A 13,353-nucleotide genomic window follows, 5' to 3' on the forward strand; every position below is an offset into this window, starting at 1 on the left:
ACATAATATGTTAAGGGCTTTTTTTATTAAATACTTTATAAAAGTACTCACTTATATCACTTGTTTGATGATTTGATTTACTATATTTGTTAGGAATTAAAAACAAAACACAACACACAACAATTCGTTATGAAAATACACAATTTTAGTGCAGGACCATGCATTTTACCACAAGTTGTTTTCGAAAAAATGGCACAAGCTTGTTTAGATTTTAATAATTCGGGAACTTCTATTCTAGAAATATCACATCGTCGTAAAGATGCTGTTGAGGTTATAGATACAGCAAGAGCTTTAGTGAAGGAGTTGATGAATGTTCCTGAAACACACGATGTTTTATTTATGCAAGGAGGTGCATCTCTACAATTTCCTACTGTAGCATATAATTTATTAAAAGAAGGAGGAAAAGCTGCTTATACACAAACAGGTAAATGGGCAGAAAACGCAATTAAAGAAGCAAAACGATTTGGAGAAATAGAAGTTATTGCATCTTCTAAAGATAAAAATTACAATTACATTCCAAAAAATTATACAATACCTACAGATGTAGATTATTTTCATTGTACATCCAATAATACTATTTTTGGAACTCAGATAAAAGAATTTCCTAATTCTCCTGTTCCTATGGTATGTGATATGTCATCAGATATCTTATCAAGAAATATAGATGTATCTAAATTTGGAGTTATTTATGCAGGTGCTCAAAAAAATATGGGACCAGCTGGTTCTGCGGTAGCAATTGTTCAAAAAGATATATTAGGTAAAACAGGACGTAATATTCCAGATTATTTAAATTACGATGTTCATATTAAAAAAGAATCATCATTTAATACTTGGCCAGTTATTGCAATTTATGGTGTAATGTTAAATCTGCAATGGTTAAAAGAGCAAGGAGGAGTAGATGCGATTTCTAAAATTAATACTGCAAAAGCAGAAGCAATTTATACAGAAATTGATAGAAATGGTTTATTTGCAGGAACAGCCGAAGTTGAAGATCGTTCTCAAATGAATGCTACTTTTGTTTTGAATAATGAGGATCTAAAATCAGAATTTGATGCATTATTAAAAGAAGCTGGAGTAGTTTCTTTAGCTGGGCATAGAGATGTTGGAGGATATAGAGCTTCTATGTACAATGCATTACCATTAGAATCTGTTCAGGTTTTAGTTGAAGTAATGAAACAATTTGAACAAAAATTCGGATAAAAATTAAATTCTATCATTTAATACCTTAATACTAAAAAATAAAATGAAAATATTAGCAAACGACGGAATTTCTAAAGCAGGTCAAGAAGCTTTAGAAAGTAAAGGTTTCGAAGTTATAACAGCTCATGTAGCACAAGAAGCATTAGAAAACTATATAAATGAAAATGGAATAGAAGTTCTTCTTGTTCGCTCTGCAACAAAAGTTCGTCAACCACTTATAGATGCAACAAATTTAAAAATTATTGGTCGCGGTGGAGTTGGAATGGATAATATTGATGTAGAATACGCACGTGAAAAAGGAATACAAGTAATCAATACTCCTGCTTCTTCTTCTGCATCAGTAGCAGAATTTGTTATAGCACATTTATTCTCTATCGTTCGTAATTTACATCAAGCAAACCGTACAATGCCATTAGAAGGAGATTCTAAATTCGGAGCATTAAAAAAAGCTTACGCTAAGGCAATCGAATTAAGAGGTAAAACTATGGGAGTTATTGGTTTCGGACGTATTGGAGTTGAAGTTATTCGAGAAGCAATAGGTCTTGGAATGAATATCTTAGTTTATGATAAATTTCCTGCAACTCGTGATATAGAATTGGAATTTTTTGATGGACAAAAAGTAACATTTAAAATTACGTCTGTAGATTTTGATGAAGTAATTACTAAAGCAGATTTTATTACTTTACATGTTCCTTCACAAGATGGATATATTTTAGGAGAAAAAGAATTTACTAAAATGAAAGATGGTGTTATCATTATTAATACAGCTCGTGGAGGTGTTGTTGATGAAAAAGCTTTGGTTGATGCTATAGAAGATGGTAAAGTTGCTGGTGCAGCATTAGATGTTTTCGAAAATGAACCAACTCCAGAAATGGGATTGTTAATGAATGAATCGTTGTCATTATCTCCTCACATTGCAGGATCAACAAATGAAGCTCAAGATAGAATTGGAACTGAATTAGCTTCACAGATTGTTGAAATCTATGCTAAATAATTCATTTAGGTTTATCTAAATTTCTAAATTACTCATTATGCCTCAATTCAAACCTTTTAAAGGAATTCGACCAACAGAAGAAACATCTCAGAATTTTGTTACACTTGCAGTGAATCAATATTCTAAGGAAGAGTTGGAACATTGTATCAATACAAGAGAAAATTCTTTTTTACATATAATTTTACCAACTTGGGATGAAACAATTAAAGATTCTAAGGAGAAATTTAGAAAAGTTCGTGAAAATTTAGATGATTTTCTTTCTAAAAAAATATTAACTCAAGATAAATCATCATTTTATATTTATCAAGTTATACAGCCTAATGGTCGTCAAACTAAAGGTCTTGTAGGATTAGTAAGTATAGAGGATTATAAAGAAAATAAAATTAAAAGACATGAAGAAACTTTAGATCATCGAGTTAATTTATTTGCAGAATATTTAAAAGAGTCCCATTTTCATGCTGAGCCTGTTTTATTAACATACAAACCTGCTCAACGTGTAGATTTATTGATTGATACAGAAATGAAAAGAAAACCTCTTCTTAAAATTTCGGAAGCAAATGGTACTCAACATTTGTTATGGAGAGTAGATAATCGATTAAATTTAAAACAATTTAAAGATTCTATTGAAAATTTAAATGAGTTGTATATTGCTGATGGACATCATCGTATGGAAAGCTCAGAACGATATACAAAACATGCAATAAAAAATTCAGAAGATGAAGTTTATGGCAATGAGGCTTTTAATTATACTTTAGCTCTTTTAGTTTCCAATGAAGATTTAATTATTAACGATTACAATCGCTTGATTAAGGATTTAAATGGATTAACATCAGAGCAATTTTTATCTGCTTTAGAAGAATCTTTTGAAATAATTCTAAAAGGAGAAGAGTTAGTTGTTCCGACGAAAAAACATCATCTTGTGATGTATTTAGATGGACAATTTTATAGCCTTTTTGTAAAGAATAATTTATTATCTGTTGAAGGATTAAGTGAGTTAGATACGTATATTTTTGAAGAAAATGTATTGAAACCAATTTATGAAATTAATGATTCTAAAAAAGATAAACGAGTACATTATGAAAAAGGTACGAGAACAAAAGAAGGGATTGAGGTTTTAAAGAATAAAGTAGATAATGAAGGTTATAAAGTGGCTTTTGCGTTTTATCCTATTGATGTAAAAGATCTACAATTAATTTCTGATTTAGGGCTTAAAATGCCTCCAAAAAGTACTTATATCGAACCAAAGCCATTGAGCGGTTTTCCTGTTTTCGATTTAAATGAATAAAATAATTATGAGTATTCAAGATAATTTAATACAAATTGAGCAAACAATACCAAAGCATGTAACATTAATTGCAGTTTCTAAGACAAAGCCAATTTCAGATTTGGAAGAAGCTTATGCTGCTGGAATTCGTGATTTTGGAGAAAATAAAATACAAGAAATGTGTGATAAATACGAAACTTTACCTAAAGATATTCGTTGGCATATGATAGGTCATGTACAAACCAATAAGGTGAAATATATGGCTCCCTTTGTAGATTTAATTCATGGTGTTGATAGTTTAAAATTATTAAAAGAGATAAACAAACAAGCTGAAAAAAATAATCGTGTTATAAAAGTTTTATTGCAACAGTTTATTGCTGATGAAGAAACAAAGTTTGGTCTTGATGAAAATGAAGTTAGACAAATAATGAGTGATGAGGTAAATAAATTACCTTATATACAAGTTGTAGGTTTAATGGGAATGGCAACATTTACTGATGATGAAAATAAAATTAGAAATGAGTTTAAATTATTAAAATCGAATTTTGATTTTTTGAAATCGACAAATGAAAATATTTCTATTCTTTCCATGGGAATGAGTGGAGATTATAAAACAGCAATAGAAGAAGGTAGTACAATGGTAAGAATAGGTAGTTCTATTTTTGGACATAGAAATTATTCTATTTAGTATAAAATATTTTACATAAAGAAACCTAAACAGATTTGTTTAGGTTTTTTTTATGGCTTATTCATAAAAAATTTTCATGTAAATATTGCATAGCTTCTTTAACTGCAATAATTGGATTTTTAGGATTAAATCCAAGGTCTTTTCTTGCTTTAGAAATATCAAAATTTTGTTGTAAGCCAGAGAACATTCCAATTTCTTTTGTTGTTAATAGAGGAGCTTTCCCACTAATTTTCCCTCCAATTTCCATTAACCATGCAGCAGAATATAAGATTGGTTTTGGAACTGCAATAGGTAATTTTATATTTAATTCTGGATATAATTCTTGTGCAATTTTAGTAGTTTCTTTTATAGACATACATTTTTCATTTGCTAAAATATATCGTTCTCCATTCTTTCCTTTTATTGCAGCTAAATAACATCCTTCAGCCACATCTTTTACGTCAATCCAATTTAGAGTAATATTTGTTTCTATAGGGATTTCTTTTTTAAGAATGAGTTGGATAATGTTATATGACACATTAAGAGGAGAGAATGCTTTACTTCCTATCATGGCTGATGGCATGACTACAACAATTTCTATATTATGTTTTTTAGCCAATTCAAGAGCAAGTTTTTCACCATCATTTTTTGAATTGTAATAAGTATCTCTTCTGTCAGGATTGTAGCCATAACTTTCTTTCGTTGGAATCTTGGAATAATCTAAAGCTGCAATAGAACTAACATAAACAATGCGTTTTACACCAGCTTCTACAGCAGCTTCTATTGTATGTTTTGTTCCTAGAAGATTGACATCGTAAATTTCTTCTTGAGGATTTTTTGCCCAAAGTTTAAAAACTGCTCCAACTGCATAAAATGTTTCAACTCCCTGCAAGGCTTTTACAAGTGATTCCTTATTTATAATATCGGCTTGTATAACTTCACAATCTAATCCTATAAAAGGTTTTTTATTTTTTATATTACGAACAGATGCCCTTACAGGAATTCCTTTTTCTAAAAGAAATCTTACTAAATTATTTCCTAAATGTCCATTAGCTCCTGTGACTAATGAAAGGTTTTTAGATGTTTCCATAATTTCTATTTTTAATAGAACAAATTTTGGAATTCTATTTTCAAAAGAACTTCACAAATGTTACTTAATTAGATAGTAATAAATTACCAATTATTTAATCCATTTTTAAGAGCTTCGTTATATTTTTCTTCATCAAAACTATATAAGTCAGGAGATTTATGAGCTCCCCCTTTTCTTTGTTCATTAAGTTTTTTAAGAATACCCATATTTTTAATTTTACGATAAAAATTACCTCTATTTAGTTCTTTTCCAAGTATAGTTTCATATAGTTTTTGCAATTCTGGTAAAGTAAATTTCTCTGGTAAAAGATTGTAACCAATAGGTTTTATTGATATTTTTTCTCTTAAAGCTAATAAGGCTCTTTCTATTATATTTCTATGATCCATACCAATATCTATTTTATCCAATTCATGTAAATAAATCCATTTACAATCGCTACTAAAATCATCTGCAATTAATGTAGTATTTGTAGGGTTATATAATGCTAGATAACCAATTGTTATAAATCGTTGTTTATGGAAGAGAGTTTCGTCAAAATCTTCAAAATAAAATTCACTTCTATCTTTTCTTCCAAAGACTTCGAATTGTTCTAAATATGCATCATTAATGCCTGCTCTGTTTTTAAGTATTCTTATAATAGCATCATCTAGATTTTCGTCTTTTCGAATGTATCCACCAGGAAGTAGCCATTTTTCACGATAATTCATTTTTATTAATAAAACTTTAAGCTCATTGTTTTCAAAACCAAATATTACAGGGTCTGCAGAAAGATGAGATATAAAAATTTCTTTTGCTTCTTCAGATGTATTAAGAAGTTGTTGTTTAGAATCCATGTTGATTTTATAGAGTAATTGTTACAAAATTAGTATTAAATTCTAATTAATAAATTGAAATATGCTCTTTTTAGCCCTTTTTTGTAATGATTACGAATGAATTATGTCATTTATTTTAATAAAATGATGATATTTTTTTTAATTTATGGTGTATAATATACTTTATTATAAATAATTAATATGTGTGTTAAATTTCGTTAATTTTTTCTTGTTCATTATTTTTTTTTGATGTAAAATTGTAATGCTTCAATATGAAGCATTGAAAAGATTAAGAATATAAAAAATCTATTCATATAATTTATAAAGTCAAATTTTAATTTTACTCAATCGTTTTAGTAAAATATGGTTTGTTAATACTGTTCTTTTTAAATATAAAAGAATGAGTGGTTTATTTAATTTTTGATATAGATATTCTTGCTTTTTCTCAAAACCACAAAAAAATTAACAAATGAGAAAATTAACTTTTAAAATTTCAATACTTGTATTGATATGTGCTGGTCCAACAATTTTTGCCCAGGAAAATATTGATAGTATTGTAGTGAAGGATTCTGTAAAAGCAGTTATTAAAAATGAAAATGGTGTAAAAAATACATCAATTTCCAAAGAAGACAATAACAGGAATGTAATGTTGAATGCTGCGAATAATACAAGTCCTAGGGATGTAAATATAGGTTTGCCAGCAACAGTTGGAGGTATTACGATTCTAGAAAATGATTTGCCATCTGTTTACTTTTTCTGGCCTGAGCTTCCAAATAAAACTTGGAGACAAAGTGTTAGTTTAGAAAGTACAGGGCTGTTAAAGATGGATCAGTTAGCTAATACAATGGGAGATTTGGGTTTTGCTGTAAATTCATATGCTCAGACAGGAACAAAAGAATTAAAAGTAAAAGGAAAATTTACAACAAGTAACTTTGGATGGTTTCAAGGAGATGTGAATGTTTCTGGTCCGATAAATAAAAATGGTTGGTCTTATACATTAGGTGCTTTTACAAACTTTGATCCAAGTACATTTAAATTAGGATTTAATAGAAATGTTGATGAAACTAAAATTTTTAGAGCAGGAATTACAAAATACTTTAATAATGATAAAGGGAAAATTTCATTTTTATATAAATATGCTGATTCATATAATATAGGAAATTATGCAGTTTATCAATATAAAACTGATGGTAAAGTTAAAGAGCTTGACAATTTTAGAATTGGAAGAGATTCTTATGTTGTAAATGATGGAGAAATAAGAATGAAAGATATTTTATCAGGTAAAGATTATTGGGCATCTATGCATGGTAAAGACAATAGAACATCATCTCATAATATTGATATTTTTGGTAATTATCTTTTGGATAGTGGTTGGAATTTTAAATTTTCTACAAGAGCACATTTTGCAAAAGCAAGAATGTCAACAATAATTCCTTTAAGTATTTTTAATGCCGATGCTACTGATGGTTATACGTATGCTTCTAATGGAAATACTTATTCTGGTCCAGTGGGAACGCAATTAGCAATGCATACTCCTGAGACACCTATCGTTAATATTGCAGGACGATTTTCTTTGAATAAGCAAGTGGGTAACCATAATTTAACATTTGGACTTCTAGAACAATATTATAACATAGATAAGTTTACTTCTAATAGGTCTTTTTTCTTTCAAACAGTGAGTGCTCAACCAGATAGATTAATAGGGCCTTCTACAGATCAATATGGATTTTATAATTATAATTCTGGTGGAGAATATCATAGTGGAACTGAAAATAAAATATCTGTTTACGCAACAGATGAATGGAAGGTGAATGATAACTTTAATTTAAGTTATGGTTTAAATTTGAGAAATCATATTATTAACGGAGAATTTTCTATGACTCCTAGAACTCCTGGTTTTGTTTTTGAATCAGATGATTTTCAAAGTATTAATGAGAGTTGGTTCCATATAGGAGGAAGTTTGAATGCTACCTATAACATCACAAAAAAATTCGGATTATTAGCAAATTTCTTATATACAGAAGAAAATAGAAGGTTAGAAAGTTATTCTCAGGCGTTTACACCAGATACAAAAAAAATTAAAAGTCCATTGGGTGCATTTGGAATTTTCTGGAATACAGATTTTATTCAATTAATATCTCAAGCTACATGGCTTACTAAAAATGGTTATTTAGGAAGATATAATCTTGTAAACCCTAATAACACAACTCAAGTAGACGTAGCAAGTGTAGATTATAGTATTGAAACATTAGGTTGGACAACTGACTTTGTCCTAAAACCATTTAAAGGATTTAATTTACATTATTTAATTACATTTCAGGATCCTGTTTATAAAGATTTTTCATTTAATGCATTTAATGAAAATTATAATTATTCAAATAAAAATGTAGTTGGTATTTCTAAAGTTTTAATGGAAATAGATCCTAGTTATACAATAGATAAATGGAGGTTTTGGGCTAGTTTTAGATACTTTTCTAAACAATATGCCAACTTAACAAATGCATTATATTTTGCTCCTAGATGGGAAACATTTGGTGGAATTAATTATACACTTAATGATAAAATAAGTATTGGAGCTACAGTAATCAATTTCTTAAATCAAAGAGGAGCTAGTGGAACTATTAATGGAGCTGAATTGATTACAGATGCAAATCCTTATAATGGAAAATTGTTAACAGGATCATATATGATGCCATTAACAGGTCAATTATCAGTAAGCTTTAATTTTTAAATAATAAAAAAATGAAAAAAAAGGTATTAAATATTACTGCATTATTTTTTTGTGTAATTACGTTTTCTCAAAATATAAAAATAGTTAATAATTCAGATGGACCAGCTTTAGGATATTCATCAGATTCAGGTGTTAAAATTCTAACAATAAATGGTAAAAAATTTAAAGATTTAAATAAAAATGGAAAGTTAGATAAATATGAAGATTGGCGTTTATCAACTGAAGAAAGAGCAAAAGATTTAGCTTCTAAAATGTCTATAGAACAAATAGCAGGTCTTATGTTATATAGTGGTCATCAGTCAGTTCCTGCAGGAACTGATTATAGAGCAGGTAAATATAATGGAAAGCTTTATAAAGAAAGTGAAGCTAAAGCATATGATTTAACGGATGAACAAAAGAAGTTTTTAAAAGATGACAATCTTCGACATGTTTTACTTACAACAGTAGAATCACCAGAAATCGCAGCAAAATGGAGTAATAATATTCAGGCTTATATAGAAGGTTTAGGCTTAGGAATTCCAGCTAATAATAGTTCAGATCCAAGACATTCAGCTACTGTTACAGCCGAATTTAACGAAGGAGCTGGAGGACAAATATCTTTATGGCCAGATGGATTAGCAATGGGAGCAACCTTCGACCCAGAATTAGTTAAAAAATTCGGACATATTGCCGCTCAGGAATATAGAGCTTTAGGTATTTCAACAGCACTTTCTCCTCAAATAGATTTAGGAACAGAGCCTAGATGGTATAGAATTGCTTATGTTTTTAGTGAAAGTCCAGAATTAACAGCTGATTTAGGAAGAGGATATATTGATGGTTTTCAAACAACAGTTGGAACAAGTACTAAAAATGGTTGGGGATCTAAAAGCGTAAATGCAATGGTTAAACATTGGCCAGGAGGTGGTCCTGAAGAAGGAGGTAGAGATGGACATTGGGCAATGGGGAAATTTGCAGTATATCCAGGAAATAATTTTCAAAATCACGTAAAACCATTTACTGAAGGAGCTTTTAAACTAGCAGATGGAACAAAAGAAGCAGCTGCAGTTATGCCATATTATACTATCAGCTTTAATCAAGATACAAAAAATGGAGAAAATGTAGGAAATGGATTTTCTAAATATTTAATCACAGATTTACTTCGAAAAAAATATGGTTATGATGGAGTAGTTTGTACAGATTGGTTAATTACTGCCGATGAACCAAAAACTCCTGGAGGTTTTGCTGGGAAACCATGGGGAGTAGAAAAAATGACAATTGCAGAACGTCATTATAAAGTATTAGAAGCAGGTGTAGATCAATTTGGTGGTAATAATGATAAAGGACCTGTTTTAGAAGCATACCAAATGGGAGTAAAAGAACATGGAGAGAAAGCTTATCGTAAAAAATTTGAACAATCAGCTATCCGTTTACTTAGAAATTTTTTTAGAACAGGATTATTTGAAAACCCTTATGTAAACATAGAAGAGACTAAAAAAATTGTAGGTAATCCAGAATTTATGAAAGCTGGATACGAGGCACAAGTTAAGTCGATTGTAATGTTAAAAAATAAAGGGAATATCTTACCTATAAAAGAAAGAAAAACAGTTTATATACCAAAAAGATATTCACCAGCAACTTTCAATTGGTGGGGTGTATATAATGCTCCAACATTAGAATATCCTATTGATATCGAAAAAATAAAAGAAAATTTTAATGTAACAGAAGACCCTACAAAAGCAGATTTTGCATTAGTTTTTGTAAAAAGTCCTCATAGCGAAAATGCAGGTTATAGTGATATAGATGCTGCAGAGGGTGGGAATGGTTATCTCCCTATTTCGTTACAATATCAAACATATACAGCAACAGATGCACGTGATAAAAGTATTGCTGCGGGAGATCCAGTAGTTGCTCCAAATATAAAAGATAGATCATTTAAAAATAAAACTTCAACTGTAAGTAATTTCACTGATTTACTGATGATAGAAGATACATATAAAGCAATGAATGGAAAACCTGTTATTGTTTCTATTACAGCTTCTAAACCAATGGTGTTTAATGAGTTTGAAAATCATGCTGATGCAATCTTAATGAATTTTAATGTTTCAAATCAAGCAGTTTTAGATATTATTAATGGAAAGTATGAACCTTCAGGTTTACTTCCTCTTCAAATGCCTGCAAATATGAAAACAGTAGAATTACAAAAAGAAGATGTTCCATATGATATGGAAACACATAAAGATTCTGAAGGTCATAATTATGATTTTGGATATGGTATGAACTGGTCTGGTGTAATAAAAGATGCCAGAACAGAAAAATACAAACATTAATTAAAATTGAATGTTGATTAATGTCTAATAAGCTAGACATACCATGTCTAGCTTTTTTATATAAAACTATTTTAATAAAAAAATAAATATGAAAATAAAAAGCACATTATTCACTTTATTATTAGGATCTATAGTGTTAAATGCTCAAGAAAATTTAGATTTTAGTGGAAAGAAAAATATAGTATCACCAGAAATCAAAGGTAAAAATATAACATTTCGTTTACTTGCACCAAATGCTAAAAATGTTAAAATACAAGGAAATTGGTCTTCTAATATAGGAATGGAGCCAGGTTCAGTAGATTTACAAAAAGACAAAGACGGAATTTGGTCATTAACAGAGAATAATTTAAATCCAGATATTTACACATATTCTTTTTTAGTAGATGGAGTAAAAGTAAATGATCCAAATAATTCTTATCAAGTACGTGATGTATCTTCTGTTATGAATATGTTCCTAGTAGATGGAAAGCAATCAGAAAATTATAAAGTTCAGAATGTTCCCCATGGTACAGTATCAAAAAGATGGTATACCTCAAAAGGATTTCAGGAAGATCGAAGATTAACTATTTATACACCTCCAGGATATGAAAATTCAAAGGAAAAATACCCTGTCTTATATTTATTGCATGGTATGGGAGGAGATGAAGAGGCATGGATGACTCTAGGAAGAGCTTCTCAAATTTTAGATAATTTAATAGCACAAGGTAAAGCAAAACCAATGATTGTAGTTATGCCAAATGGACATACAAGCAATACCGCTGCTCCAGGAGAATCTTCTAAAGGTTTTTATCCAATAGTTATGCAAACTCCAGATATTTTCTCGGGAGATATGGAAACATACTTCAAAGAAATAATCAATTTTACGGAAGCTAATTATCGTGTAAAAGCAGACGCAAAAAATAGAGCTATAGCAGGTTTATCTATGGGTGGTTTTCATTCACTATACATTTCAGCAAATCAGCCAAAAACATTTGATTATATAGGTTTGTTTTCTCCTGCAACAATGCCTCTAGAAGATAAGCAGAGTCCGATTTATAATAACTTAAATGATAAACTAAAAATTCAACAAAAAAATACATATAAGTTATATTGGATAGCAATTGGAAAAACAGATTTTCTATATAAAATGGTAGAGGATTATCGCCATCAATTAGATGAAATAAATTTCAATTACAAATATATAGAATCGGAAGGGGGACATACATGGAGTAATTGGAGAACTTATCTCAACAGTTTTATACCACAGTTATTTAATTAATTTTTATTTGGGCAGCTATTCTGCCCTCCACTCTCAATCTTTTTTATACAATCTAAATAGTATAAAAAAGGATTTCCGTTCAGGTCAGGCTGCAATTTAGAATATAATTATATCTACCACAATAAAGATCAGAATTTAAAAACATATAAAAATGAAAAAAATAATATTATTAAGCTTGTTTTTAACCAATTTAGGGATTCAGGCTCAGCAGTCAATTCCACTATTTAAAGGTAAAGCTCCAGGAACCGAAAATTGGAAGCAAAAGGAAACACAACAATTCAATGAATTATTTAAAACAGAAGTTGTTTTTAACGTTACTCAACCATCTATTTTAGTTTATCCAGCAAGTAAGGCTAAGGCAAATGGTACAGTTGTTTTAGTTGCTCCTGGCGGAGGTTTTCAAAGTTTATCTATTAACCGCGAAGGAATAGATATGGCAAAAAAACTTGCTGAACAAGGAATTACAGCAGTTGTCTTAAAATACAGATTATTAGAAACAAAATCGAATGATCCTGCAACAGAAATGATGGAAAATATCAAAGATAGACCTGCTTTTGATAAAAGAACTGCGCCTATAAAAGTAATGGCAGGAGAAGATATTAAAACAGCAATTTCTTATATAAGAACACATGCAAAAGAATTGAATATTAATCCTGATAAATTAGGTGTTATTGGTTTCTCTGCTGGTGCTAGTGTTATCTTAGAAAGTGTTCTTCATAGTAAAGACATAGCTACTTTACCAAATTTTGCAGCATCAATGTATGGAGGGCCTAGTGATGAAATTTTAGCAACAGAAATGCCATCTCGTGCAGTTCCATTATTTATTTGTGTTGCAGCAGATGACCAATTAAAATTGGCACCTAAAAGTTTAGCGCTTTATAATAAATGGATTCAAGCAGAACAACCAACAGAATTACATGTATACGAAAAAGGAGGTCATGGATTTGGAGTCGGTAAACAAAATTTACCTTTAGACAATTGGACAACTGTTTATTTTGATTGGTTAAGATTTCACAAATTTCTTTAATAAT

The 13,353-nt window shown here is 29.6% G+C and carries 10 protein-coding genes; 8 read left to right on the plus strand and 2 right to left on the minus strand.

Annotated elements, in window-relative coordinates; genetic code table 11:
- Positions 1-129 precede the first annotated feature (129 nt).
- Genes serC through RT575_RS08060 form a run of 4 tightly spaced genes read left to right on the plus strand, consistent with a single transcriptional unit; the run spans position 130 to position 4,146 of the window.
- A complete protein-coding gene (serC, locus tag RT575_RS08045; protein ID WP_313580042.1) occupies positions 130-1,200 on the plus strand; it encodes a 3-phosphoserine/phosphohydroxythreonine transaminase in 1,071 nt (356 codons plus the stop codon).
- Between the two features lie 43 nt (positions 1,201-1,243).
- On the plus strand, positions 1,244-2,194 hold the full coding sequence (locus tag RT575_RS08050) for a D-2-hydroxyacid dehydrogenase (RefSeq protein WP_313386569.1): 951 nt from the start codon (positions 1,244-1,246) through the stop codon (positions 2,192-2,194).
- Between the two features lie 37 nt (positions 2,195-2,231).
- Positions 2,232-3,479 carry a DUF1015 domain-containing protein gene (locus RT575_RS08055; RefSeq protein WP_313580044.1) on the plus strand — a complete coding sequence of 416 codons (1,248 nt, stop codon included), beginning with the start codon at positions 2,232-2,234 and terminating at the stop codon, positions 3,477-3,479.
- Positions 3,480-3,486: 7 nt separating this feature from the next.
- Positions 3,487-4,146, plus strand: a complete 660-nt coding sequence (locus tag RT575_RS08060) for a YggS family pyridoxal phosphate-dependent enzyme (RefSeq protein ID WP_313580046.1) — start codon at positions 3,487-3,489, stop codon at positions 4,144-4,146.
- A 61-nt stretch (positions 4,147-4,207) separates the two neighbouring features.
- Here RT575_RS08060 and RT575_RS08065 read toward each other — a convergent pair whose 3' ends face one another.
- Together RT575_RS08065 and RT575_RS08070 are read right to left on the minus strand one after the other, a co-directional pair.
- On the minus strand, positions 4,208-5,215 hold the full coding sequence (locus RT575_RS08065; protein ID WP_313580048.1) for an NAD-dependent epimerase/dehydratase family protein: 1,008 nt from the start codon (positions 5,213-5,215) through the stop codon (positions 4,208-4,210).
- An 83-nt stretch (positions 5,216-5,298) separates the two neighbouring features.
- The gene (locus tag RT575_RS08070; RefSeq protein WP_313580049.1) at positions 5,299-6,048 is read right to left on the minus strand and encodes an NrtR DNA-binding winged helix domain-containing protein; all 750 of its coding nucleotides are present in this window, start codon (positions 6,046-6,048) and stop codon (positions 5,299-5,301) included.
- Positions 6,049-6,496: 448 nt separating this feature from the next.
- On the opposite strand from RT575_RS08070, the gene RT575_RS08075 reads away from it, so the two are divergent.
- The 4 genes from RT575_RS08075 (at position 6,497) to RT575_RS08090 (ending at position 13,349) form a co-directional block, all read left to right on the plus strand.
- Entirely contained in the window at positions 6,497-8,758 is a 2,262-nt protein-coding gene (locus RT575_RS08075; RefSeq protein ID WP_313580050.1) for a TonB-dependent receptor, read from the plus strand.
- A gap of 11 nt (positions 8,759-8,769) precedes the next feature.
- The gene (locus tag RT575_RS08080; protein ID WP_313580052.1) at positions 8,770-11,064 is read left to right on the plus strand and encodes a glycoside hydrolase family 3 N-terminal domain-containing protein; all 2,295 of its coding nucleotides are present in this window, start codon (positions 8,770-8,772) and stop codon (positions 11,062-11,064) included.
- A gap of 88 nt (positions 11,065-11,152) precedes the next feature.
- Positions 11,153-12,322: an alpha/beta hydrolase-fold protein gene (locus RT575_RS08085; protein ID WP_313580054.1), complete on the plus strand. Its 1,170-nt coding sequence runs from the start codon at positions 11,153-11,155 to the stop codon at positions 12,320-12,322.
- A 151-nt stretch (positions 12,323-12,473) separates the two neighbouring features.
- A complete protein-coding gene (locus RT575_RS08090; RefSeq protein ID WP_313580056.1) occupies positions 12,474-13,349 on the plus strand; it encodes an alpha/beta hydrolase in 876 nt (291 codons plus the stop codon).
- The last annotated feature ends 4 nt before the right edge of the window (positions 13,350-13,353 follow it).

It is taken from the genome of Chishuiella sp. (genome assembly GCF_032109125.1).
GTDB lineage: Bacteria > Bacteroidota > Bacteroidia > Flavobacteriales > Weeksellaceae > Empedobacter.

What these genes read in the sequence shown, in the direction of transcription:
- RT575_RS08070 (WP_313580049.1), bottom strand. Translation starts at nt 6,048, where the DNA reads ATGGATTCTAAACAACAACTTCTTAATACATCTGAAGAAGCAAAAGAA.
- RT575_RS08060 (WP_313580046.1), top strand. Translation starts at nt 3,487, where the DNA reads ATGAGTATTCAAGATAATTTAATACAAATTGAGCAAACAATACCAAAG.
- RT575_RS08075 (WP_313580050.1), top strand. Translation starts at nt 6,497, where the DNA reads ATGAGAAAATTAACTTTTAAAATTTCAATACTTGTATTGATATGTGCT.
- serC (WP_313580042.1), top strand. Translation starts at nt 130, where the DNA reads ATGAAAATACACAATTTTAGTGCAGGACCATGCATTTTACCACAAGTT.
- RT575_RS08090 (WP_313580056.1), top strand. Translation starts at nt 12,474, where the DNA reads ATGAAAAAAATAATATTATTAAGCTTGTTTTTAACCAATTTAGGGATT.
- RT575_RS08050 (WP_313386569.1), top strand. Translation starts at nt 1,244, where the DNA reads ATGAAAATATTAGCAAACGACGGAATTTCTAAAGCAGGTCAAGAAGCT.
- RT575_RS08065 (WP_313580048.1), bottom strand. Translation starts at nt 5,215, where the DNA reads ATGGAAACATCTAAAAACCTTTCATTAGTCACAGGAGCTAATGGACAT.
- RT575_RS08085 (WP_313580054.1), top strand. Translation starts at nt 11,153, where the DNA reads ATGAAAATAAAAAGCACATTATTCACTTTATTATTAGGATCTATAGTG.
- RT575_RS08080 (WP_313580052.1), top strand. Translation starts at nt 8,770, where the DNA reads ATGAAAAAAAAGGTATTAAATATTACTGCATTATTTTTTTGTGTAATT.
- RT575_RS08055 (WP_313580044.1), top strand. Translation starts at nt 2,232, where the DNA reads ATGCCTCAATTCAAACCTTTTAAAGGAATTCGACCAACAGAAGAAACA.